Annotated in this window: 24 protein-coding genes; 17 read left to right on the top strand and 7 right to left on the bottom strand. The window is 73.0% G+C overall.

What is annotated here, in order from left to right; all coding sequences use genetic code 11:
* Positions 1 to 70 precede the first annotated feature (70 nt).
* Both ACIQBJ_RS27580 and meaB read left to right on the top strand, forming a co-directional pair.
* Positions 71 to 1261, top strand: coding sequence for an acetyl-CoA C-acetyltransferase (locus ACIQBJ_RS27580; RefSeq protein ID WP_400715748.1), 1191 nt, complete (start codon positions 71 to 73; stop codon positions 1259 to 1261).
* Between the two features lie 82 nt (positions 1262 to 1343).
* Entirely contained in the window at positions 1344 to 2297 is a 954-nt protein-coding gene (gene meaB / locus ACIQBJ_RS27575; protein WP_400715746.1) for a methylmalonyl Co-A mutase-associated GTPase MeaB, read from the top strand.
* A gap of 9 nt (positions 2298 to 2306) precedes the next feature.
* Here the strand turns inward: meaB and ACIQBJ_RS27570 are convergent, their stop codons facing one another.
* Positions 2307 to 2825, bottom strand: coding sequence for a MarR family winged helix-turn-helix transcriptional regulator (locus ACIQBJ_RS27570; protein ID WP_400715744.1), 519 nt, complete (start codon positions 2823 to 2825; stop codon positions 2307 to 2309).
* A 134-nt stretch (positions 2826 to 2959) separates the two neighbouring features.
* On the opposite strand from ACIQBJ_RS27570, the gene ACIQBJ_RS27565 reads away from it, so the two are divergent.
* The 6 genes from ACIQBJ_RS27565 (at position 2960) to ACIQBJ_RS27540 (ending at position 7960) form a co-directional block, all read left to right on the top strand.
* On the top strand, positions 2960 to 3952 hold the full coding sequence (locus ACIQBJ_RS27565) for an MBL fold metallo-hydrolase (RefSeq protein WP_400715742.1): 993 nt from the start codon (positions 2960 to 2962) through the stop codon (positions 3950 to 3952).
* Between the two features lie 44 nt (positions 3953 to 3996).
* The gene (locus ACIQBJ_RS27560; protein ID WP_400715740.1) at positions 3997 to 5388 is read left to right on the top strand and encodes an ATP-binding protein; all 1392 of its coding nucleotides are present in this window, start codon (positions 3997 to 3999) and stop codon (positions 5386 to 5388) included.
* Positions 5385 to 5804: a roadblock/LC7 domain-containing protein gene (locus tag ACIQBJ_RS27555; RefSeq protein WP_400715738.1), complete on the top strand. Its 420-nt coding sequence runs from the start codon at positions 5385 to 5387 to the stop codon at positions 5802 to 5804. The genes ACIQBJ_RS27560 and ACIQBJ_RS27555 overlap by 4 nt, the downstream gene beginning before the upstream one ends.
* On the top strand, positions 5801 to 6169 hold the full coding sequence (locus ACIQBJ_RS27550) for a DUF742 domain-containing protein (RefSeq protein WP_400715736.1): 369 nt from the start codon (positions 5801 to 5803) through the stop codon (positions 6167 to 6169). The genes ACIQBJ_RS27555 and ACIQBJ_RS27550 overlap by 4 nt, the downstream gene beginning before the upstream one ends.
* Before the next feature lie 70 nt (positions 6170 to 6239).
* On the top strand, positions 6240 to 6788 hold the full coding sequence (locus ACIQBJ_RS27545) for a GTP-binding protein (protein ID WP_400715843.1): 549 nt from the start codon (positions 6240 to 6242) through the stop codon (positions 6786 to 6788).
* Entirely contained in the window at positions 6785 to 7960 is a 1176-nt protein-coding gene (locus ACIQBJ_RS27540; RefSeq protein ID WP_400715735.1) for a cytochrome P450, read from the top strand. The genes ACIQBJ_RS27545 and ACIQBJ_RS27540 overlap by 4 nt, the downstream gene beginning before the upstream one ends.
* A gap of 74 nt (positions 7961 to 8034) precedes the next feature.
* On the opposite strand, the gene ACIQBJ_RS27535 is transcribed toward ACIQBJ_RS27540, so the two are convergent.
* The 4 genes from ACIQBJ_RS27535 to ACIQBJ_RS27520 form a co-directional block, all read right to left on the bottom strand.
* Positions 8035 to 8895: an AIM24 family protein gene (locus ACIQBJ_RS27535; RefSeq protein WP_400715841.1), complete on the bottom strand. Its 861-nt coding sequence runs from the start codon at positions 8893 to 8895 to the stop codon at positions 8035 to 8037.
* Between the two features lie 188 nt (positions 8896 to 9083).
* Positions 9084 to 9734: an AIM24 family protein gene (locus tag ACIQBJ_RS27530; RefSeq protein ID WP_400715733.1), complete on the bottom strand. Its 651-nt coding sequence runs from the start codon at positions 9732 to 9734 to the stop codon at positions 9084 to 9086.
* Positions 9734 to 10372 carry an AIM24 family protein gene (locus tag ACIQBJ_RS27525; protein WP_400715731.1) on the bottom strand — a complete coding sequence of 213 codons (639 nt, stop codon included), beginning with the start codon at positions 10370 to 10372 and terminating at the stop codon, positions 9734 to 9736. Before ACIQBJ_RS27525 ends, ACIQBJ_RS27530 begins: the two co-directional genes overlap by 1 nt.
* Positions 10373 to 10511: 139 nt before the next feature.
* Positions 10512 to 11288 (bottom strand): DUF2127 domain-containing protein, encoded by a 777-nt coding sequence (locus ACIQBJ_RS27520; protein WP_400715729.1) that lies wholly within the window; start codon positions 11286 to 11288, stop codon positions 10512 to 10514.
* 153 nt (positions 11289 to 11441) lie between these two features.
* Between ACIQBJ_RS27520 and ACIQBJ_RS27515 the strand changes: the two genes are divergently transcribed.
* The gene (locus tag ACIQBJ_RS27515; protein ID WP_400715839.1) at positions 11442 to 11771 is read left to right on the top strand and encodes a DUF3817 domain-containing protein; all 330 of its coding nucleotides are present in this window, start codon (positions 11442 to 11444) and stop codon (positions 11769 to 11771) included.
* A 96-nt stretch (positions 11772 to 11867) separates the two neighbouring features.
* Here the strand turns inward: ACIQBJ_RS27515 and ACIQBJ_RS27510 are convergent, their stop codons facing one another.
* A complete protein-coding gene (locus ACIQBJ_RS27510; RefSeq protein ID WP_400715727.1) occupies positions 11868 to 13514 on the bottom strand; it encodes a M4 family metallopeptidase in 1647 nt (548 codons plus the stop codon).
* A gap of 461 nt (positions 13515 to 13975) precedes the next feature.
* Between ACIQBJ_RS27510 and ACIQBJ_RS27505 the strand changes: the two genes are divergently transcribed.
* The 4 genes from ACIQBJ_RS27505 to ACIQBJ_RS27490 all read left to right on the top strand — a co-directional run bounded on the left by ACIQBJ_RS27505 (position 13976) and on the right by ACIQBJ_RS27490 (position 17704).
* Positions 13976 to 14515, top strand: coding sequence for a MarR family winged helix-turn-helix transcriptional regulator (locus ACIQBJ_RS27505; protein ID WP_400715725.1), 540 nt, complete (start codon positions 13976 to 13978; stop codon positions 14513 to 14515).
* A 20-nt stretch (positions 14516 to 14535) separates the two neighbouring features.
* Complete coding sequence (locus ACIQBJ_RS27500; protein WP_400715723.1) at positions 14536 to 14868, top strand: DUF3817 domain-containing protein; 333 nt, start codon at positions 14536 to 14538, stop codon at positions 14866 to 14868.
* Positions 14869 to 15044: 176 nt separating this feature from the next.
* Entirely contained in the window at positions 15045 to 16730 is a 1686-nt protein-coding gene (locus tag ACIQBJ_RS27495) for a methylmalonyl-CoA mutase (RefSeq protein ID WP_400715721.1), read from the top strand.
* A gap of 83 nt (positions 16731 to 16813) precedes the next feature.
* Positions 16814 to 17704, top strand: coding sequence for a sigma-70 family RNA polymerase sigma factor (locus ACIQBJ_RS27490; protein WP_400715719.1), 891 nt, complete (start codon positions 16814 to 16816; stop codon positions 17702 to 17704).
* Between the two features lie 7 nt (positions 17705 to 17711).
* Here the strand turns inward: ACIQBJ_RS27490 and ACIQBJ_RS27485 are convergent, their stop codons facing one another.
* On the bottom strand, positions 17712 to 18335 hold the full coding sequence (locus ACIQBJ_RS27485; protein ID WP_400715837.1) for a TetR/AcrR family transcriptional regulator: 624 nt from the start codon (positions 18333 to 18335) through the stop codon (positions 17712 to 17714).
* A 446-nt stretch (positions 18336 to 18781) separates the two neighbouring features.
* Here ACIQBJ_RS27485 and trxA point away from each other — a divergent pair, with 446 nt between their 5' ends.
* From trxA to ACIQBJ_RS27465, 4 genes are all read left to right on the top strand, one after another.
* On the top strand, positions 18782 to 19768 hold the full coding sequence (trxA, locus tag ACIQBJ_RS27480) for a thioredoxin (RefSeq protein WP_400715717.1): 987 nt from the start codon (positions 18782 to 18784) through the stop codon (positions 19766 to 19768).
* A gap of 576 nt (positions 19769 to 20344) precedes the next feature.
* Positions 20345 to 20992, top strand: coding sequence for a DUF6230 family protein (locus tag ACIQBJ_RS27475; protein ID WP_400715715.1), 648 nt, complete (start codon positions 20345 to 20347; stop codon positions 20990 to 20992).
* Between the two features lie 147 nt (positions 20993 to 21139).
* Positions 21140 to 21679: a DUF6114 domain-containing protein gene (locus ACIQBJ_RS27470; protein WP_400715713.1), complete on the top strand. Its 540-nt coding sequence runs from the start codon at positions 21140 to 21142 to the stop codon at positions 21677 to 21679.
* A complete protein-coding gene (locus ACIQBJ_RS27465) occupies positions 21676 to 22932 on the top strand; it encodes a hypothetical protein (RefSeq protein ID WP_400715711.1) in 1257 nt (418 codons plus the stop codon). Before ACIQBJ_RS27470 ends, ACIQBJ_RS27465 begins: the two co-directional genes overlap by 4 nt.
* Positions 22933 to 23009: the final 77 nt, after the last annotated feature.

Raw genomic sequence — 23009 nt, 5'->3', positions numbered from 1 at the left:
CGCAGGGGTGACCGGTCAGTACATTGACGGCATTCCTACCCTCTGGTCCGACGCGCGAAGGGGCTCGTCCATGACAACTTCTGTGATCGTCGCAGGTGCACGCACTCCCATGGGGCGGCTGCTCGGCTCGCTCAAGGGCTTCTCCGGTGCCGAGCTGGGCGGCTTCGCGATCGAGGCGGCGCTCCAGCGGGCCGGGATCACCGGCGAGCAGGTCCAGTACGTGATCATGGGCCAGGTGCTGCAGGCCGGCGCGGGCCAGATCCCGGCCCGCCAGGCCGCCGTCAAGGCCGGCATCCCGATGAACGTCCCCGCGCTGACCATCAACAAGGTCTGCCTGTCCGGCCTGGACGCCATCGCGCTCGCCGACCAGCTGATCCGGGCCGGCGAGTTCGACGTCGTGGTGGCCGGCGGCCAGGAGTCGATGACCAACGCCCCGCACCTGCTGCCGAAGTCCCGCGAGGGCTTCAAGTACGGCGCGATCGGCATGCTCGACTCGATGGCCCACGACGGCCTGACCGACGCCTACGAGAACATCCCGATGGGCGAGTCCACCGAGAAGCACAACACCCGCCTCGGCATCACCCGCGACGTGCAGGACGCGATCGCCGCCGCCTCGCACCAGCGCGCCGCCAAGGCCCAGGCCGACGGCGTGTTCGAGGCCGAGATCGTCCCGGTGCCGATCCCGCAGCGCAAGGGCGACCCGGTGCTGTTCGCGCAGGACGAGGGCATCCGCGCCGACACCACCGTCGAGGGCCTGGCCAAGCTGCGCCCGGCGTTCGCCAAGGACGGCACGATCACGGCCGGCACCTCCTCGCAGATCTCCGACGGCGCCGCCGCGGTCGTGGTGATGAGCAGGGCCAAGGCCGAGGAGCTGGGCCTGAGCTGGATCGCCGAGATCGGCGCGCACGGCAACGTCGCGGGCCCGGACAACTCGCTGCAGTCGCAGCCGTCCAACGCGATCAGGCACGCCCTCGCCAAGGAGGGCCTGGAGGTCGCCGACCTCGACCTGATCGAGATCAACGAGGCGTTCGCCGCGGTCGCCCACCAGTCGGTGAAGGACCTCGGCGTGGACGACTCGATCGTCAACGTCAACGGCGGCGCGATCGCGCTCGGCCACCCGATCGGCATGTCCGGCGCCCGCGTGGTGCTGCACCTGGCGCTGGAGCTGCAGCGCCGCGGCGGCGGCGTCGGCGCGGCCGCGCTGTGCGGCGGCGGCGGCCAGGGCGACGCGCTGATCGTCAAGGTCCCCGCGCAGGGCTGACCCGAACCCCTCCGGACCCCCGCCGGGCCGTGTCACGCGGCCCGGCGGGGCGTCCGTCTTTCTGCTGCGAGGAGCGATTCCGATGGCCGATGTGGCGACGCTGGTCGAGCAGGCCCGGCAGGGCCGTCCCCGGGCGGTGGCCCGGCTGATCACGCTGGTGGAGAACGCCGCGCCGGAGCTGCGCGAGGTGATGGCGGCGCTCGCCCCGTACAGCGGGCGGGCGTACACGGTCGGCCTGACCGGCTCGCCCGGGGTGGGCAAGTCGACCTCCACCTCGGCGCTGGTCAGCGCCTACCGCAAGCGCGGCAAGCGGGTCGGCGTGCTGGCCGTCGACCCGTCCTCGCCGTTCTCCGGCGGCGCGCTGCTCGGCGACCGGGTCCGGATGCAGGAGCACGCCACCGACCCGGAGGTGTTCATCCGCTCGATGGCCACCCGCGGCCACCTCGGCGGCCTGGCCTGGGCCGCCCCGCAGGCGCTCCGGGTGCTGGACGGGGCGGGCTGCGACGTGATCCTGGTGGAGACCGTCGGCGTCGGGCAGTCCGAGGTGGAGATCGCCGCGCAGGCCGACACCTCGGTGGTGCTGCTGGCCCCCGGCATGGGCGACGGCATCCAGGCCGCGAAGGCGGGCATCCTGGAGATCGGCGACGTGTTCGTGGTCAACAAGGCCGACCGGGACGGCGCGGACGCCACCGCCCGCGAGCTCAACCACATGCTCGGCCTGGGCGAGTCCCGGCAGGCCGGGGACTGGCGGCCGCCGATCGTCAAGACCGTGGCGGCCCGCGGCGAGGGCCTGGACGAACTGGTCGAGGCGCTGGAGAAGCACCACGACTGGCTGGCCGGGAGCGGCCAGCTGGAGGCCCGGCGGCGGCGCCGGGCCGCCCAGGAGGTCGAGGCGATCACGCTCGCCGCGCTCCGGGCCCGGATCGGCGACCTGCGCGGCGACCGCCACCTGGACGCCCTGGCCGGCCAGGTCGCGGCGGGCGAACTCGACCCGTACGCGGCGGCGGACCGGCTGGTCGCCGAACTGACCTCCTGAGGAGGGGCGCTAGCCCCGGCCGCGGAGACCGCGGAGGTGTTCGGCGATCGGGGCGAGGGCCGTGTAGAGGGCGTCGAGCTGTTCGTCGGTGAGGCGGTCGACGAAGTGCTCGCGGACGCCGCGGACGTGGTCCGGGGCGACCTTGCGGAGGGTGTCCCAGCCGTGCTCGGTCAGGTGGGCGTAGAGTCCGCGGCGGTCGCCCGGGCAGTCCTGGCGGAGCACCAGGCCGGCCGTCTCCATCCGGGTGATCTGGTGCGAGAGCCGGCTCTTGGACTGCAGGGTGGCGGTGGCCAGGTCGGTCATCCGCATCCGGTGGTCCGGGGACTCGGAGAGCACGACCAGGATCTCGTAGTCGTTGATGGCCAGGCCGTGGGTCTGCAGTTCGCGGCTCAACTGGTGGTCGAGCAGCTTGCCGACCTCCAGGTGGGTGCGCCAGAACCGCTGCTCACGGGCGTCCAGCCAGGGCGTCCCCGGCTCCGCGTCGCGGGAGGGGGGGACCGCCGGCGCTTCGGTGTCGGGGGTGTCCATGCCGCGAGTATAGCCGATATTGTTCAATGTTGTACAACTTGCCCCCGCGGGCCCGACCGGCCGGCAGGGGCCGTTCCTTGCCAATTCATGGGGCGGAGTCGGACGGTGACACCGCGTTAGGCATAATCGCGGACATGACGATTCGGAGTGCGAATTTCCATTCGATAGCCGACGGGGTGTACGCCTGGCAGCCGCGGCAGCGCGGCTGGGGCCTGGCGAACTGCGGACTGGTCGCCGCCGCCGGCAGCGCACTGTGGATCGACACCCCGTACGACCGCGCCCTGGCCGGCGAGTTCCTCGACCGCAGCCGCGCCGTCCTCCCGCCCGGCGCCACCGTCGACCGGATCGTCGTCACCCACGCCAACGGCGACCACCTGTGGGGCGCCGGCGTCCTCCCCGACGCCGAGGTGATCACCACCCGCGAGGCGCTGCACCACATCGCCTACGAGCCGACGCCCGAACAGCAGCACGCCCTGCTGCAGACCCTCGACCCGGACAGCGACACCGGCTCCTACCTGCAGGAGCACTTCGGCTGCTTCGACTGGTCCGACACCCCGCCGGTCGTCCCCGACACCGTCTTCACCGGTGAGCTCGAACTCCGGGTCGGCGACATCCCGGTGCAGATCAGCAGCCTCCCGCCGGCCCACACCAGCGGCGACCTGATCGTCCACCTGCCCACCCGCTCCACCGTGTTCACCGGCGACATCGTCTTCGGCTCCACCGCCGAGCACCCCGGCGACCACGCCGTGCACTGGGCCGGCCCGCTCGGCAACGTGGTCGACGCCGTCGAACGGCTCCTCGACACCGGCGCCGCCACGATCGTCCCCGGCCACGGCCCGCTGCTCACCCGCGCGGACCTCCGCGCCCACGCCGGCTACCTCCGCTACCTGCGCGACCGCGCGCACGCCCTGCACGCCGCCGGCGTCCCGCTCGCCGAGGCCGTCCGGACCGTGCTCGACGAGCGCCGCTACCCCGAACTCGGCCTCCCCGAACGGCTGCTGGTCACCCTCGGCACCGAGTACCGGCACCTCGACGGGGCCGAGCCCCCCGCCATGCTGGAGGTCGTCGGCCGGATGGCCGGCCTGGCCCGGCAGCGCGCCGCCGAGAGCGCCACCAGCACCGTCTGACCCGCTGATCCGTTCCGCGTACGACGACACCCCCCGAGGACCCCATGGTCGAGATCGTGCTCGCCCTGTTGGCCGGCGCCGCCCTGGCCGGAGGACCGCTGCTGTGGTCCGCCCGGCGCGCCAGCCGCACCGCCCGAACGGCCGCGCACCGGGCCGCCGACGCCGAGAACCGCGCCGACGCGGCCACCCGGCGGGCCCTCGCCGCCGAGGAGGGCGCCCGCGCCGCCGACGCCCGCGGCCGGGCCGCCGAGGCCCGGCAGACCCTCGCCGACGCCCGGTTCGCCGCCGCCCTGCGGGAGACCGCCCACCTCGCCCAGGAACGGCTCCCCGCCGCCGCCACCGCGCTCACCCACCCGCGCACCCCCGTGCCCGGGCCGCTCGATCCCGCCACCGGCACCGACGAGCTCCACCGCGCCCTGGACACCGCGCTCGCCGCCGCCGTCCGCGCCGTGCTCGCCGAGCGCGAGCGCACCGACGCCGCCGCCCGGGCCGCGCTGCGCGGCGCCGCCTCCAAGATCCAGGCGCTGCTGATCCAGGTCCGCTCGCTGCTGGAGGAGATCCAGCTCTCGGTCGACGACCCCCGGCTGCTCGCCCTCGACTTCCGCAACGAGCTGACGCTCCGCCGGGTGCAGTCCCTCGCGGTGCTCTCCGGCGCCTGGCCCGGCATGACCCGGGAGGACTCCCCGCTCGCCGAGCTCTGCGTCGGCGCGCAGTCCCGGGTGTCCGGCTACGCCCGCGTCGAGATCACCAACCACCTGCGCGAACCCCGGCTCGCGGTGGCCGCCCGGGCCGCCGAGCCGGTCGCCATCGCGCTCGCCGAGATCCTCGGCAACGCCACCGCCTACTCGCACCCCGAGACCCGGGTCGTGGTCTCCATCGAACAGGGCAGCTCCGGCGCCCTGGTGGTGGTCGACGACATGGGCGTCGGCATGGAGCCCGACCAGCTGGAGCGGGCCGGCGACCTGCTCGACGGCCAGGCCGAGGTGCTGCTCACCGAACTCGGCGACCCGCCGCAGGCCGGCTTCGCCGTGATCGGCCTGCTCTGCCGCCAGTTCGGCTTCGGCTGCCGGGTCGAGCCCTCCCCGTACGGCGGCGTCCGGGCCATCCTGCGGCTCCCCGCCGACCTGCTCACCCTGACCGACCCGGCCGCGCCGCTGTCCGCGCTCGCGCCCCGGCCGATCACCCAGACCGCGCCGGTGTTCGACGCGGGCGACGCGCTGCCCACCCGCAAGCGCCGCGCCCCGCGGATCCCCCGGCAGGACGCCGGCGCCCCGGCGGGCCACGCCCCCCTCGCCGCCCCGACGGGCCAGACCCCCGACCGGGCCCGCACCGCCTGGTCGGCCCTCCAGTCCGGCACCCTGGCCGGCCGCAGCGCCGCGGACCCGACCACGAGCACCGAAGGCCCCGCCGCCACCGAAGGAGTCGACACCCCGTGACCGCACAGCTCCGCCGCCACACCGAGGACCTCTCCTGGGTCCTCACGCCGCTGCTCGAACTGCCGGGCGTGCAGAACGCCGTCATCGCCACCGGCGACGGCCTGGTCACCGGCCACTCCGCCGACCTCGGCCGGGACAACGCCGACCGGGTCGCCGCGATGACCGCCTCGCTGCACGCCGCGGCCCGCGCCTTCACCACCGCCTTCACCGGCGCCGAGCAGATCCGGCTCAACCAGACCGTGGTCGAGTCCGAGCACGGCTACGCGGTGGTCACCCCGGCCGGGGAGAACTCCTCGCTCGCGGTGTTCGCCACGCCCGGCGCCGACCTCGGCACCATCGCCTACCAGATGCAGGTGCAGGTCGCGGCGCTCGCCCGGGCGCTCGCCAGCCCGGCCAGGGAGGCGAGCGGCACATGACCGTCTCCCGCGGCCTCTACGGCCCCAGCCGCCGCCTCGTCCCGGCCTACCTCGCCACCCAGGGCCGCACCGCGGCCCCCGGCGGGCACCAGCTGGAGCGGCTCAGCATCCTGCACGCCGCCGCCGACCTGCCGGCCGGCCTGGGCGGCGAACACCGCCAGTTATGGGAACTGGTCCGCCCCGGCGCCCTGACCGTCGCCGAGGCCGCCGCCCATCTCCGGCTGCCGGTCAGCGCGACGATCTTCATCGCCGCCGACCTGGCCGACCGCGGCGCCCTGCGTGTGCGCTCCCCGATCCCCAACGCCCAGCCGGTCAGCCGGGACCTCGCCGAAAGGCTCCTCAGTGGACTTCGCGCCCTCAAGTAGCACCGCCACCCTGCCCGGTGACGGCCCGTCAGGCGCCCCCGCCTACCTCCCCGCCACCGACCCGATCCTGATGAAGCTCATGGTCACCGGGCCGTTCGGGGTCGGCAAGACCACCTTCGTGCGCTCGCTGTCGGAGATCCCGACCCTGCACACCGAGGAGACCATGACGGCCCACGGCGTCCCGGTCGACGACACCTCCCGCACGCCCGGCAAGACCGCCACCACGGTCGCCGTCGACTTCGGCCGGCTCACCCTGTCCGACGGCGAGTTCGTGCTGTACCTGTTCGGCACCCCCGGGCAGCAGCGCTTCCTGCCGCTCTGGCAGGACCTCGCCCGCGGCGCCCTCGGCGCGCTGATCCTGGTCGACACCAGGCGGCTCGCCGACGCCTTCGACGCCATGGACCTGATCGAGGAGGCCGGCCTCTCCTACGCGGTGGCCGTCAACAACTTCCCCGACACCCCGCCGATCGAACTCGACAAGATCCGCGCCGCCCTCGACCTCGACCCCGCCACGCCGCTGCTGGAGTGCGACGCCCGGGAACGCGAGGGCTGCGTCGACGCCCTGATCGCCCTCACCGAGCACGTCCTGGACCGCCTCCCCCCGGAGCCCGCCCCGTGACCCGCACCGCGCTGTTCGGCCCGCAGTTCGCCGCCGACCCGCACACCCACTACGCCCGGCTGCGCGACCGCGGCCCGCTGGCGCCCGTCCAGCTCGCCCCCGGCGTCGACGCCTGGCTGGTCACCGACTACCACGTCGCCCTGGAGATCCTCCGCGACACCGAGACCTGGACCCGGGACGCCCGCCGCTGGCAGGCCACCCAGCCCGCCGACTCCCCGCTGCTCCCGCTGTTCGGCTGGCGCCCCACCGCGCTGTTCTCGGACGGCGAGACGCACGCCCGCTACCGCCAGGTGATCACCGACAGCGTCGGCATCCTGGAGCCCCACCTGCTGCAGCGCGACACCACCGCCGTCGCCGAGCAGCTGATCGCCGAGTTCGCCGGCACCGGCCGGGCCGACCTGCTGGCCCAGTACGCCTACCGGCTGCCGCTGCTGATCCTCACCTCCTGGTACGGCATCCCGGACCCGGACATCGACCGGATCAGCGCCGCGATGAACCGGGCCTTCGAGTCCTCCACCGGCGCCGCCGCCGCGTACGCCGACCTGGTCGCGGTGATCACCGGGCTGGTCGCCGAGCGCCGCGGGACCCCCCGGCACGACCTGATCTCCGCCTTCCTCAACCACCCGGCGAAGCTCGCCGACGAGGAGGTGGTCCGGCACATCACGCTGACCCTGATGGCGGGCCACGAGCCGACCGCCAACCTCACCGCCAACGCGCTGCTGCGGATGCTCTCCGACGACCGGTACGCGGGCTCGCTGCACAGCGGCGCGATGACCGCGCACGACGCCGTCAACGAGGTGCTCTGGCAGGACCCGCCGCTGTCGAACTTCTCCCCGCACTACCCGCGCCGGGAGATCGTCTTCCACGGCACCGTGCTCACCCCCGAGCAGCCGGTCCTGGTCTCGTACGCCTCCGCCAACGCGCAGGCGGCGCTGCCCCCCGCCGAGGCCGAGTCGCTCGGCGGCTCCTACGCGCACCTCGCCTGGGGCGCCGGGCCGCACCGCTGCCCGGCCCGGCAGCCGGCCGTCCTGATGGCGGTCACCGCCGTCGAGTACCTGATCAGCCGGCTCACCGACCTCCGGCTCGCCGTCCCCGCGGACGGCATCGCCTGGCGGCAGGGGCCGATCCACCGGGCGCTGGTCTCGCTGCCGGTCGAGTTCACCCCGCTGTAGACGCGCCGGAGGGCGGCACCGCCGGTGCGGTGCCGCCCTCCGGTCCGGGACGCGTCCGGGATGCGTCCGGGGTGCTACAGGCCGAACCGGCGGCCGAGGTCGCCGAGGTTGCCCAGGCCCGGGACGTTGACGTTCGGCAGCTGCTGGCCGCCGGCCTGGTGCGGGACGCCGGAGCCCGGGACGCCGGCCTCCGCGGCGACCACGCCGACCGAGCGCTCGGCCATCAGGGTCTCGGTGGACTGCATCAGCACCTGGCCGGCGCCGATGAACTCGAACTGGTGCTCCTCGCCGCTGGCGCCGCCGAGCCCGGTCAGGTGCCGCAGGCCGCCGATCAGGCCGTGCATGTAGCTGTGGTCGTAGTGGTGGCAGGGCGCGGGGCAGTCGGCCCAGCCGACCAGGGCCTGCGGGTCGACCCGGACCGGCGGCTCGACGAAGTGCACCGGCCCGTTGGAGGCGGCGACGAACTTGCCGGTGCCGATCAGGGTGAGGAACCCGGGGATGATCGACTGCTTGAGCTTCAGCGTGGGTTCGAAGGCCAGCAGGTTGCCCGAGCGCACCGTCAGGTTGCCGTCCTCCAGGTCGTAGGAGTTCAGGTCGAAGGCCCGGTCGGCGAGCAGCAGCTTGCCGCGGCCCTCGGCCACCACCCAGTCGGAGGCGTGCAGCGGGGAGTTGAAGTTCCGTTCGAGCATCTGGTCGAGCACGCCGCGGCCGATCCCGGAGAAGCGCATGTCGCCGTAGTAGGCGATCATCTTGCCCTTCTGCAGGTAGTACGCGCCGTTCAGGTCGACCGAGAAGCAGTACGGGTTGACGTTGTCGTTGACCGGCAGCGTCGACGGGTCGTGGACGGTCGGGCCCTCGCCGCCGGGCGGCTGGAACACCGGCGCGCCGAACTGCCCGGCCGGCGGCGCCTGGTAGGGCTGCTGCGGGGCGGGCATGCCGACCTGGGTGGCCTGGTACGACTGCTGGTACTGCTGCTGCGAGTAGCCGGGCTGGCCCTGCGGCGGCTGCGGCGGGTAGGGCTGGCCGCCCTGCTGGGGCGGGTACGGCTGCCCCTGCGGCGGGTAGGGCTGCCCCTGCTGGGGGTACGGCTGCTGGCCGTAGGGCTGCTGCGGGGGGTAGGACATCAGAGCTTCACCTCGCTGGCCTGCACGTAGACCACGCCGTGTCCGGAGAGTTCGAGCTGGAACGCCTCGCCGGAGCCGCGCCCGATCATGTCGCGCCAGCCGAGGGCGCTGGAGAGCTTGTTGGTGACCTGGCCGCGGTGCGCGACGTAGGCCTGCGGGTCCACGTGGACGGGCTGGTTCGGGGAGATGGGGAGTTCCACCACGCCGCCGTGGGCCATCACCGCGACCGAGCCGTGGCCGGTCAGCTGGGTGGTGAACAGGCCCTGCCCGGTGACCTGGCCGCGGACCACGCCCATCAGGCCGCCCTGCTGGCCCATGAACATGGTGGACTGCTGCAGGCTGCCCTCGAAGGCGAGCAGCCGGTCCGCCTCGACGTACAGGGTGTCGCCGGTCAGGTCGACCAGGTGCACGTGGTGCCCGCCGTGGCCGAACATCACCTCGCCCTGGCCCTCGACGGTCATCAGCGGGGTGTCCTCGTTGGCGACCCGGCGGCCGATCATCGACATCACGCCGCCCTGCCCGCCCATCAGGTTGGGCTGGAAGGTGACCTCACCGGAGTAGCCGAGCATCGAGCCGCGCTGGGACAGCACCCGCTGGCCGGGGAGGATCTTCGCGGAGATCATCTTGTTGTTGATCCGGGTGAAGGCCATCAGACGTCCCCTCCGAAGGTCATCCGCTCGGACGGCTGGACGTAGACCAGGCCGTCGCCGGTGAACTCGACCTGCATCGCCTCGCCGCCGCCCTCGCCGATCAGCGTGGTCCAGCCGGCGCCGGACTTGAGGGCGCGGTTCAGGTTGCCGGTGTGGGCGACGTACGCGCCGGGGTCGACCCGCAGCGGCAGGCCCTGGGCGACCCGGAGGATGACGGCCGGCCCCTTGGAGGTGACGGCGGCCCAGCCGTGGCCCTCGACCTTGGTGGTGAACAGGCCGTTGCCGGAGGCCATGCCGTTCAGGCCGGTGAAGGAGGTGCCGGTGTGCAGCGTCGCCTCGGTGCACAGCAGGTTGTCCGACTCGACGAACAGCGTCTCGCCGTTCAGCCGGACCAGATTGATCTCGGTGGCCCTGTCGGCGAAGTAGCAGGTGCCCTGCCCCTTCACCTCCATGACCTCCATGCGCTCGCCGGTCAGCCGGCGGGTGACCATGCCGCGCAGGCCGTCGCCGCCGCCGGAGAGCTTCTTGAAGCCCATCTGCCCGGTGTAGGCGACCATCGAGCCGTTGCGTGCCTTGACGGTGTCGCCGGCGAGATCGACGGCGAGGACCTTGGACCCCTGGAGTCGGAACTGTGCCACGTCCGGGAATCTACCGACCCCCTCCCCGGGTGGGGAGGGGGAGCGGCCCCGTCGGTACCGGTTCGGTACGAAATCCGGACACCTGACCGTCCGTCAACCGGGCGACAATGCGACGGAACGGGACGAAACGGGCAAAGGGTCAGGCCGGGTGCGGCACCGCCCCGGCGGAGGTCTCCACCTCCAGCAGCGAGGCCGAGTGCCGCTCGGCCTCGAAGGCGGCCAGGCCGCCGCGCAGGCCGAACAGGCGCTTGGAGAGCAGGATCCACAGCACCGCGACGACGTTCAGCAGCAGGGTGCAGATCTTCAGCACGCTGACGTGCTCGGTCAGCTCGTAGACCTCCAGCGGCAGGAAGGCGGCGGTGGCGACCACGGTCAGGTACTCGGCCCAGCGGCGCCCCCACCACAGCCCGAAGGCCTCGACGATCTCGATCAGCGCGTAGACCACCAGCGCGGCGGCCACGTAGAGCAGGGTGGAGTGCTTGTAGTCGAAGGTCTTGCGGATGGTGTCGACGATCGGCGAGTGCTCCAGGTCCCAGTGGAAGTGCTCGGTCACCGGCTTCAGGACGCCCAGGTTCTCGTCGAAGATCCGGCGCACCGCGTCCTGGGAGTTGGAGAACTTCCAGACGCCCCAGGCCACCACGATGATCAGGAGGCCGCGGAGCAGCCGCTCGACGGCCAGGAAGCGCAGGATGAACAGGTCGCGCAGCGCCTTGCCGCGCGGCACCAGCGGCGCGTCCCCGGCCGGGCCGGAGCCGTGCGGCGCGCCGAGCGCGAAGTCGCCGCAGCGCAGGCAGCGCCAGACGGTGCCGAGAGCGGTCTCGGCGTGCAGCCGGCCGCGCAGCTCCGCCTCGTCCGGGGCGTAGGTGATGTGGCCGCGCCGGGCACAGGTGTGCCGGTCCCAGTCCCGCTTGAGCATGTTCGGTCCCCCGTGGGTCCGCGGGCCTGCCGTTCAGGCCGCGCGCAGCACAGCAGGATAGGGGGTCCGTCCGACCGGGTTGTCAGGTCGGTGATAATAGGCCTGGCTTGTGCACCGGTTCACAAGCCCACTGCCCGCCGTGCCCCGTGAGGAATCCCCGTGAAGAGCGTCGCCGCCGTCCACCGCCTGCGCCTGGTCTCCGGCCCCGAGGGCCTGTCCTTCATCCTGCTGCTGATCTGCTCGGTGCTGAAGCGCACCACCAGCTTCAACGCGGTGCCGGTGATGGGCATGGTGCACGGCGTGCTGTTCGTGCTGTACCTGGTCTTCCTGGTGCTGGCGCACCAGGCCCGCCGCTGGGAGCCCAAGCGCACCCTGCTGCTGTTCGTGCTCTCGGTCCTGCCGACCGGCGGCTTCTTCGCCGAGCGGATGCTCGCCAAGGAGGAGCGCGGCGAGACCGGCGCGGCCGCCCCGGCGACCGCCTGACGTCAGCCGGGAGTCCCGGAAATGGTGCGCGGCGGCCGGGCCCCCTCGTGAGGGGCGCGGCCGCCGCGAGCTCGTGCGCGCTCTACCGGGCGGTCGTCAGTTGACGTTCACCGCGGTCCAGGTGGCCGCGACCGCGTTGTACTCGGCCGAGCCGGAGCCGTACAGGTCCTTCGCCGCGTTCAGGGTCGCGGTGCGCGCGGCCTTGTAGTTGGTGGTGGAGGTCATGTAGACGGTCAGCGCGCGGTACCAGATCTGGCTGGCCTTGTCCCGGCCGATGCCGGTGAGCGTCGAGCCGTTGTAGGTCGGCGAGTTGTAGCTGACGCCGTTGATGGTCTTGGCGCCGCTGCCCTCGGCCAGCAGGTAGAAGAAGTGGTTGGCGACGCCCGAGGAGTAGTGGACGTCCTTGTTGCCGACCGTGGAGGACCAGTAGTCGGCGGACGCGCCGTCCTTGGAGGGCTTGTCCATGTACCGCAGCGGCGTGCCGTTGCCGTTGATGTCGATCAGCTCGCCGATGAGGTAGTCGCCCTTGTCCTTCGTCAGGTTGGCGGAGAACTCCACCATGCTGCCGAAGATGTCGGAGGTCGCCTCGTTCAGGCCGCCGGACTCGCCCGAGTAGTTCAGGCCCGCGGTGTTGGAGGTGACGCCGTGCGTCATCTCGTGGCCGGAGACGTCGAGCTCGGTCAGCGGGTGGGTGTTGCCCGAGCCGTCGCCGTAGGTCATGCAGAAGCAGCTGTCGTCCCAGAAGGCGTTGACGTAGTTGCTGCCGTAGTGCACCCGGCTGTACGCGCCCACACCGTCGTTGCGGATGCCGTTGCGGCCGAAGGTGTTCTTGTAGAAGTCCCAGGTGGCGGCCGCGCCGTACTGGGCGTCGACGGCGGCGGACTCCTTGTTGGAGGCGGTGCCGTTGCCCCAGGTGTTGGTGGTCTTCGAGTAGACGGTGCCCTTGCCCGAGGTCTTGTTGGCCAGGTTGGTGGTGTACTGGCCGCCGCGGGTGGCGTCCTTCAGCGTGTAGGTCGAGCCGGACAGCGTGGTGGTCAGCGTGACGTTGCCGACGAAGACGCCGTTGCCGCTGCCGGTCGCGTTGGCGGTCTGGATCTCCTCGTGGGTGGAGAGCACCGCGCCGCTGTCGGCGTCGGTGACCAGGATCTGCCGGCTCGGGGTGCCGTCCGCCCGCATGCCCTCCACGGTGGTCCGGTAGGCCAGCCGCGGGGCGCCGTCGGCGGCCCAGACCACCAGCTGCGCACCGTTCTTGGCACCGGAGACGGAGGTCAGCGCGGCCTCCTCGGCGTCCTTGGCGCCGACGGTGGCCTGCACCGCGCCGGCGGCGCCGGAGGCGGCCTGGGCGGCGGTCAGCTTCGGGCTCAGCGAGGCCGGGGCCAGGCTGCCGGGGACGGCCTTGTCGCTGCCGCGCAGCCGGCCCTTGGCGTCCTGGTGGACGACCAGGTCGCCGCCGAGCACCGGCAGGCCGTTGAAGGTGCGCTCGTAGCGGAAGTGCCGGGTGCCGTCGGCGTCGACGATCGCGTCCTTGACGACCAGGTTCTCCTGGGCGCCGAGGCCGAGCGCCTTGGCGTTCGCGGGCGCCTGGGCGGCGGCCAGCGTCAGCAGTTCGCTGCGGTGTTGGCCCGCGGCGTTCTGGGCGGCGGGGGAGGGAAGGGCCTGCGCGATTCCGGCGCTGACCTGGATCGCGCCGGCCAGCAGGGCAGAGGCAGAGAGAACGGCTCCGACAGCGAGCTTTCGCTTCACGGTACGGGTTCCTTCCGGATCAACCGCGTGTTGCGGTCGCACCGCGCTCCGGGGCACCGGGGTCAGTGCCTGCTGGGGCGGAAACGGGTGCTGACGTGCAGCTCCGTGCGGTCAGGAGACAGTCGCCGGGGGGGTGGGGCCGGCGGTGTCCAACGGGGCTGGCCAGAAGCATGACAACCGGCGGAATCGACGGACAGCGCCTCGGCAACAATTGGCAAACTCTCGCCAATGCGCAGGTGGTCCGGGATACCGGAAATCGGAGGTTTCGCTGCGAACCGTGCGGTCCGGGCTGGGGCGGAGTCCAACTTCCGGTTTTTCACTGAATAGTGACGGAATATGAGGTGTAAAGGGTCGCCGTGCGCGGGCCCGTTCTCTTTTGGCGTGATCCCGCCAAGTGGTCGCCTTGTCCAGCATCGTGGACACCTGCTACCCCCGCCCGCGCCCGCCGGTACGGTGGGGGCGTGCCCAAGCCCCTCGCCCTCGACTTCGACCCGATCGCCCGCGCCGACGAGCTCTGGACCCGCCGCTGGGGCAACGTGCCGTCCATGGCGGCGATCACCTCCGTGATGCGCGCCCAGCAGATCCTGCTCGCCCGGGTCGACGCCGTGGTCAAGCCCTACGGCCTGACCTTCGCCCGGTACGAGGCCCTGGTGCTGCTCACCTTCAGCCGCTCCGGCGAACTCCCGCTCTCCAAGATCGGCGAGCGCCTGATGGTCCACCCCACCAGCGTCACCAACACCGTCGACCGCCTGGAGCGGTCCGGCCTGGTCACCCGCCGCCCCAACCCGATGGACGGCCGCGGCGTGCTGGCCGCCATCACCCCGCGCGGCCGCCAGGTGGTCGAGGACGCCACCCGGGAGCTGGTCGGCGTCGAGTTCGGCTTGGAGGGCTACGACGCCGACGCCTGCCGCGAGGTGTTCGAGATGCTCCGCCCGCTGCGGGTCGCCGCCGGGGACTTCGCGCCGCCCGCCGACGAGGGGGCGGCCCGGGAGCAGGTGTAGGGGCGGTTACCCTCGTGGGCATGAAGCAGAGTGTGCTGACCCGCTACCGCGTCCTGGCCTACGTCACCGGCGTGCTCCTGATCCTGCTCACCCTCGGGGTGATCGCCAAGTACGTCCTCGACCTCTCCGGCGCGGCAGGCTTCACCACCGCGGTCGGCATCGCGCACGGCTGGCTGTACGTGGTCTACCTGGTGCTCGCCTTCGACCTGGGCACCAAGGCCAAGTGGCCGCTGGGCAAGCTCGCCTGGACGCTGCTGGCCGGCACGATCCCCACCGCCGTGTTCTTCGTCGAGCGCCGGGTCAGCCGCGAGGTCGCGCCGCTGATCGTCGCACCGGAGCCCGCCGCCGCCTGACCGCGCCCGCGCCAGCGCTCTGCCGGGGCGCCCCTTCCGCCGGAAGGGGCGCCCTTCGCGTGTCCGGGGGCCGGGCATCGACAGGTACTAGGACGTCCGAGTAAATTAGTGGGACATCCAAGCAGTTCTCTCCGCCGCCCCACGAGGACGGCCGCACGGACCGGGAGTCGGAGCCGATGGACGCCGAGCAGATCGAAGCCGGCCGGCAGCGCTGGCAGCAGCGGTACGACAAGGCGCGCAAGCGCGACGCCGACTTCACCACCCTCAGCGGCGACACCGTCGAGCCCGTCTACGGCCCGCCGCCCGGCCAGGAGGTCGAGGGCTTCGAGCGGATCGGCTGGCCCGGCGAGTACCCCTACACCCGCGGCCTGCACCCCACCGGCTACCGCGGCCGGGCCTGGACCATCCGCCAGTTCGCCGGCTTCGGCAACGCCGAGCAGACCAACGAGCGCTACCGGATGATCCTCGACTCCGGCGGCGGCGGCCTCTCGGTCGCCTTCGACATGCCGACCCTGATGGGCTACGACTCCGACGACGCCCGCTCGCTCGGCGAGGTCGGCCACTGCGGCGTCGCGATCGACTCCGCCGCCGACATGGAGGTGCTGTTCCGCGGCATCCCGCTCGGCGAGGTCACCACCTCGATGACGATCAGCGGCCCCGCCGTCCCGGTCTTCTGCATGTACCTGGTGGCCGCCGAGCGCCAGGGCGTCGACCCCGCCGTGCTCAACGGCACCCTGCAGACCGACATCTTCAAGGAGTACATCGCGCAGAAGGAGTGGCTGTTCGCCCCCGAGCCGCACCTGCGCCTGATCGGCGACCTGATGGAGCACTGCGCCGCGGGCATCCCCGCCTACAAGCCGCTCTCGGTCTCCGGCTACCACATCCGCGAGGCAGGGGCCACGGCCGCCCAGGAACTCGCCTACACCCTCGCCGACGGCCTGGCCTACGTCGAACTCGGCCTCTCCCGCGGCCTGGACGTCGACGTGTTCGCCCCCGGCCTCTCCTTCTTCTTCGACGCCCACCTCGACTTCTTCGAGGAGATCGCCAAGTTCCGCGCCGCCCGCCGGATCTGGGCCCGCTGGATGCGCGACCACTTCGGCGCGAAGACCGACAAGGCGCAGTGGCTGCGCTTCCACACCCAGACCGCCGGCGTCTCGCTGACCGCCCAGCAGCCCTACAACAACGTGGTCCGCACCGCCGTCGAGGCGCTCTCCGCCGTCCTCGGCGGCACCAACTCCCTGCACACCAACGCCCTGGACGAGACGCTCGCCCTCCCCAGCGAGCAGGCCGCCGAGATCGCGCTGCGCACCCAGCAGGTGATCATGGAGGAGACCGGCGTCACCAACGTCGCCGACCCGCTGGGCGGCTCCTGGTACGTCGAGGCGCTCACCGACCGGATCGAGGCCCAGACCGAGGAGATCTTCCGGCGGATCCTCGACAAGGGCAGCGCCGAGCACCCGATCGGGCCGATGACCTCCGGCATCCTGCGCGGCATCGAGGAGGGCTGGTTCACCGGCGAGATCGCCGAGGCCGCGTTCCGCTACCAGCAGGGCGTCGAGAAGGGCGAGAAGCGGGTGGTCGGCGTCAACTGCCACCCCCGCAGCGTCACCCCCGAGTTGGAGATCCTCCGGGTCAGCCACGAGGTCGAGCGCGAGCAGGTCCGGGTGCTGGGCGAGCGCAAGGCGCGGCGCGACGAGGCGGCGGTCCGGGCCGGGCTCGACGAGATGCTGGCGGCGGCCCGGTCCGGCGCCAACATGATCGAGCCGATGCTCCGCGCCGTCCGGGCGGAGGCGACGCTGGGCGAGATCTGCCACGCGCTGCGCGCGGAGTGGGGCACCTACCAGGAGAACGCCACGTTCTGACGCCCCTCCGGCCCCGACGTCCGGGCGGCCTGGCAGAGTGGGAGCTCCGCGGTACGGGCACGACCGGACAAGGGGTGGGGCGGATGAGCGGGGGAGCGCTTCTCGCGGAGCGGTTCGAGGAGCACCGGCCGCGCCTGCGGGCGGTGGCCTACCGGATGCTGGGGTCGCTGGGCGAGGCCGAGGACGCGGTGCAGGAGACCTGGCTGCGGCTGGACCGGCACGCGGAGGAGGTGGACAACCTCGGGGGCTGGCTGACCACGGTGGCGTCCCGGGTCTGCCTGAACGAGCTGCGCGGCCGCTCGCGGCGGCGCGAGGACGCGCTGGACACCGAGGTGCCGGACCCGGTGCTGACCGCGCCGGAGCGGGACGACCCGGAGGCGGCGGCGCTGCTCGGCGACCAGGTCGGCCTGGCGCTGCAGGTGGTGCTGGGGACGCTGGGCCCGGCGGAGCGGCTGGCGTTCGTGCTGCACGACCTGTTCGCGGTGCCGTTCGAGGACATCGCGCCGCTGCTGGAGAAGTCCCCGGCGGCGGTCCGGCAGGCGGCGTCCCGGGCCCGGAAGCGGGTCAAGGAGGGCGCGCCGGAGCCGGACCGCGACCCGGTGGCGCAGCGGACGGCGGTGGAGGCGTTCCTGGCGGCGTCCCGGGAGGGCGACTTCGAGGGCCTGGTGGCGGTGCTCGCCCCGGACGCGGTGCTGCGGGCGGACGGCGGCGCGGCGATGGCGCAGCTGAGCAAGGTGATCCGCGGCGGCGCCGTGATCGCGTCCTCGGCGCAGGGCTTCCGGCACCTGGCCCCGTTCGGCCGCCTGGTGCTGGTGAACGGCGCCTACGGGGTGCTGACCGTGATCGACGGGAAGCCGGTGTCGGTGATGGCGTTCACCGTCTCCGGCGGCAGGGTCGCGCAGATCGACGTGCTGACCGACCCGGAGCGGCTGGCCGCGCTGGACCTGGGCGGCCTGACCGGCCCGACCGGCTGACGGCGGGTCAGCGCAGCAGCCCCGGGAAGGGGTTGAGGAGCAGGGTGGTGAAGCGGCGGACCCAGTCCGCCGTGACGGGTTCGCCGCTCACCAGCAGCCGGTGCTCGACGGTGCCGGCGATGGTGTCGAAGATGATGTCGATCTCCTCGTCGGCGGCGGCCGGGTCGCGGTCCGGGTCCATCTCGCCGCGGGCCTGGGCGTTCGCCCGGCCGAGCTGGACCAGGACCTTCTGCGGCTGGACGATCCGCTCCCGGATGCGCCGGCGCAGCTGCGGGTCGCGGGAGCCCTCGGCGAACAGGGCGAGCAGCGCGGCCTGGGTCTCGGGGAGGCTGAGCAGTTCGGCGAAGCGGGCGACCACGGCCTCGATGTCGGCCTGCAGGCTGCCGTGGTCGGCGCACTCCAGCTGGTCGAAGAGGCTGGCGATGGCGTCGACCACCAGTTCGCTCTTGGACGGCCAGCGCCGGTAGAGGGTGGTCTTGGCGACCCCGGCCCGCTGGGCGACGTCGCCCATGGTGAGGCCGCCCCAGCCGAGTTCGGCGAGCGCCTCGCGGGTGGCGTCCAGGATCGCCTGGTCGGCGGCGGCGCTGCGCGGGCGGCCCTTGCCGCGGGCGGGCGGGTCGGCCGCAGGCACGTCGACGGGCGGCGCGCCTGCGACCGGTGCGCCGGCGACCGGTGCGCCGGCGGGCTCGTCGACGGGCGGGTCCGGGTGCTCGGCGGGGTGCCGGGTGGTGGGGGCCACCGCGCCTCCTGGCTTGTTTACTCGGAAGTAACTTGCTCGACCCACGGTAGCGACCCGCCACCCCCACCGGCACCCGCCCCGCCGGGGAAAGTGGGGCAGCTCACGCTTCCGGAGGGCGGTGGGGGCTTGCGGGGGGAGCCCCGGGGACAGATACGCTACGACCAGTAGCGAAAGAGCGACAACCATCGTGCCCCGCCCTCTGGGATCGGGCGGGCGCGCGGCCCGGGTGGGGACCCGCGGCCACGGTTCCGGGCCCCGCCGGGGAGGCGGGCGGCTCGTGACGGTCTTTTCCGGGCGGTTGGCGTCCGGTAGCGGCTCCGGCGGGGGAGGATAGAGCCATGCAGTCACGGAATTCGCGTCTCAACAGCTCCGCCCTGCGCGGTGCGGTGGACCTCGCCGCGGTGAAGGCGGCCGGAGAGGCCGCCCAGAAGGCCGAGCAGACCCGGGCCGAGCGGGCCCGGCAGGCGGCGACGGGCGACGGCCCGGCCCCCGCCGAGTACCCCCTCGTCCTGGACGTCACCGAGGAGACCTTCGAGGAGGAGGTCGTCCAGCGCTCGACCGAGGTCCCCGTGGTGGTGGACTTCTGGGCCGAGTGGTGCGGTCCCTGCAAGCAGCTCAGCCCGATCCTGGAGCGCCTCGCCGAGGAGTACGCCGGCCGGATCGTGCTGGCCAAGATCGACGTGGACGCCAACCAGCTGATCGCCCAGCAGTTCGGCATCCAGGGCATCCCGGCCGTGATGGCCGTGGTGGCGGGCCAGTTGGTGCCGCTGTTCCAGGGCGCCGAGAACGAGGCCAACGTCCGCAAGATCCTGGACCAGCTGATCCAGGTCGCCGAGCAGCGCTTCGGCATCGTCGGCGGCCTCGGCCACGGCGCGGGCGACGAGGACGGGGAGGCGGCCCCGCGGGTGCCGGCCGACCCGGCGCTGGAGGCCGCGCACGAGGCGCTGGACCGGGGCGACCTCGGCGGCGCGGTGCGGGCGTACCAGAACGTGCTGAGCGACCGGCCGGGCCACGTGGAGGCCAAGCTGGGCCTGGCGCAGGCCCAACTGCTCCAGCGGGTCGAGCAGTTGGACCCGCAGCAGGTGCGCGCCGAGGCGGCGGCCGACCCGAAGGACGTGCCGGCCCAGCTCCGGGCGGCCGACCTGGACCTGGTCGGCGGGCACGTGGAGGACGCGTTCGGCCGGCTGGTGTCCACCGTGGCGAAGACCTTCGGCGAGGACCGGGACGCCGCGCGACTGCGGCTGCTGGAGCTGTTCGAGGTGATCGGCCCGGAGGACCCGCGGACGGTGGCGGCGCGTCAGGCGCTGGCCCGGGTGCTGTTCTGACGGCGGCTCCGGGGAGCGCTCCGGCGGCACCGGGTGACACCTCGGGTGACCTGCGGTGTCGTCGGTGATTTGACGACTTTCGAGTGGCCTCCGGCCAGGTTTACCAAATCTTGATAACACCCCTTCTTCGTCACGTCCCGTGACGGCGGAGGGGTGTTGGTCGTTGTTTCCCCGGGTTTCCGATCGGTTAACACCCGGCGTCCGTCACGATCCGTAGTGGAGCCTTCGATTCCATGATCGACCGTGTTCACTGTTGGATTACCCGTCAGTAACGGACCCCTTGTGCTTCGCCCGGGATTCGACAACGATCGGCGACGCCCGGTCCCTCGGCAACGGGGGTCCCCACCGGGTGAGGACAGGGGGGTAACCGCAGATCCCACGCGGCGGTTCCTGGCCTCCGCGGTCGCGCACCCCGCGCGGTCGCAGGGTTGTCGCTCGGGGGTGATCGCCCGGTGCCGTCCCCACGGCGCAGGCGCTCTCCGCTACCGAGGACGTAGCTCTCTCCCATCCCGGGCCTGACCACGTGCGGGACGCACCGGAACGGCCGGAGATGTACGTCCTAGAAGGAGGACTCGCATGTCCATGTCTTACGGCAAGACCCGCTGGAAGCGCTTCGCCCTGGTGATGGTGCCCAGCGTCGCGGCCACCGCGGCGATCGGCGTCTCGCTCGCCAACTCCGCGCTGGCGGCCTCGTTCTCGGTCTCCGGGCAGAGCTTCAAGGTCACCGTCGACGACCTGCAGGGTGAGGGCTTCTCGCAGTTCGGCGGCGTCGACTTCGGGGCCGACAAGTCCCCGCACCCGGTCGCCATCTCGGCGTTCGACCACGCCAAGCTGCAGAACCTGTGCCAGTCGGTCGTCACCGACCTCGGCCCGCTCGGCAAGTGGACCCTGGTCCTGAAGGCCGGCAACAGCACCGACCCGCAGAAGCAGGTCGACGCCCAGCAGCTGCTGATCGACCTCAACCAGCTGAACGCCGACGCCGAGTTCAAGAGCATCAACATCGGCCAGGACGCCAGCACCCTGAAGGGCTCCGCGGTCGACAAGCTGAAGGCCGACGGCGGCACCCTGCCGACCGGCGCGCAGGGCTTCGCGCAGGCCGCCAAGTCGGCGCACCTGACCAACGTGCAGCAGACCGCCTGGGCGACCTCGGCGGGCACCTTCACGCTGAACGGCCTGCGGCTGAACATCAACCAGGGCTCCGGCGCCGGCGTCGAGTGCTACTAGTCCGCACCTGAGGGCCCGTCAGTCCGGGCCCGACGGCGGACACGCCGGTGGAGGGGGCGGCCGCGTGCCGTCCCCTCGCACCGCACCCCCGGGCACCCCGGGGCCATCCGCTTCCCTCCCTCGGACCCACCATCGAGGAGTCGCACCATGTCCAGCGCAACCGTCGAGGCCTGGCCCGAGGGCCAGGTCGGCCCCGTCCGCCGCGTCCGTGGAGGGTTCCGCGGCTGGCGGCGCACCCGGCCGTTCTGGGGCGGCCTGCTGGCGATGATCGCCGGCGTGCCGATCCTGTACTTCCCGTACGCCCACCTCAGCCTGGGCGGCCTCACGATGGCGATGTCGACCACCGCCGGCGCCGGCTCGATGATCATCGGCATCATGATGATCGTGCTCGGCCTGACCGCCTGGTTCCAGCCGATGGTGCGGATCTTCTGCGGCGTGGCGACCACCATCCTGGCGCTGATCTCGATCCCGGTCTCCAACCTGGGCGGCTTCGGCATGGGCCTGGTCCCGGGCCTGATCGCGGGCGGCCTGCTGGTCTCCTGGTCCCCGCTCCAACTGCCCGTCGAGCCGCTCGCGGCCGAGGCCGCCGAGGCGCCGGCCGCCGAGCAGGCCCCCGCCCCGGCCGTCCAGCAGCCGCTGGAGTACGGCGCCGCCCCGGAGTCGAGCACGGGAGAGGGGCCGCAGTGACCGGGTCCGACAAGCCGGCCGTCCCGGGCCCCCGGCACGCGGCGCCCCGGGAGGGCGTGCGCTCCCGGCTGCGCGGGCGGGCGCTGGCGATCGCCGCGGTGCCGACCGCGCTGCTGGTCGGCGCGGCCTACACGCCGACGCTGGCGGTCGCCGCCGACCCGGGCAGCGGCGCGTGCGCCAGCAGCCCGGACACCGTGCTCAAGGAGACGCCCGTCCCGAAGAGCGAGATCAAGGTGCTGCCGGACTCCTCGGTGAGCCAGGCCGAGGCCGCGCAGTCCGCGCAGTCCGCGCAGGACGGGTCCGCCGGGTCCGCCGGGCAGGCGCCCGCGGGCAGTGCCGCCGCGGTGCCGGCGTCGTTCACCGGCACCGCCGCCGTGCGGTCCGCGGTGTACAGCACGACGGACGCCGCGTCGGGCGGCGTGCAGCAGGCCGGGATCATCGGCGATTGGCTCGACGGCCTGTTCCACCCGGGCCAGACCGCCGCCTCGCCGTCGCCCTCGCCGTCCGCGAAGACCACCGCCCCGGCCACCCCCGCGCCCTCGGCCCCGGCGGAGGGCAAGCCGTCCCCGGCCGCCCCGTCGCCGTCCGCCGCCGACCGGGCCGCCACCGCGCCGTCCTCGTCGGCCCCGCAGGCCCCGGTGGGCGGCAAGTCCGCCGCGACCGCGCCGAAGGCCGCGGCCGCCACGCCGTCGCCGTCCGCTTTGGCCGACCCGAACTGCCTGGTCAGCACCAAGGGCCTGGCCGCGAAGGCCGCGCCCAAGGGCGACGTGGTGCCGGACCAGAACTGGGTGCTGCACTCGACCCGGCTGGCACTGCACGGCTCGGTGTTCAACGGCGTCTACGACGTCACCACCGAGAGCGGCACCAAGCGGGTGCTGAAGTTCACCACCGACAGCGTCGACATCGAGAACCTCGACATGTCGACCATTCAGATCCCGGGCCTGACCTTCCACGTGAAGAGCCGTCCGGGGTCGACCTCGACCATGCGCAACGGCCCGGTCACCATGTACGTGGAGAGCCTGTCGGGCCACCTGGCGGCGGTCTACGGCCTGCCGATCCTGATCGACCCGGGTCCGATCACGCTCACCCCGGACACCCTGCCGAAGTGGCTGTGGGACCTGTTGGGCGCGATCCCGATCCCGCTGGACCTCACGCTGACCGACGCCAAGGCGGTGCAGGCGGGCCAGTTCGGCGGCGACCTGACCATCCCGGGCATGCGGCTGTTCAACGACAAGGAGCCCTACGACGGCTGAGGCCGCCGCAGGAAACCCGCAGGGGCGGGGCCCGGTCCTCGGGCCCCGCCCCTGCGGGTTTCCTCTCCTGACGCCGG

The sequence above is a fragment of the Kitasatospora sp. NPDC088391 genome, from assembly GCF_044753345.1.
In the GTDB taxonomy this organism is placed as follows: Bacteria; Actinomycetota; Actinomycetes; order Streptomycetales; family Streptomycetaceae; genus Kitasatospora.
Note: the sequence above shows the minus strand (reverse complement) of the source record. Positions and strands in the feature narration are given on the sequence as shown.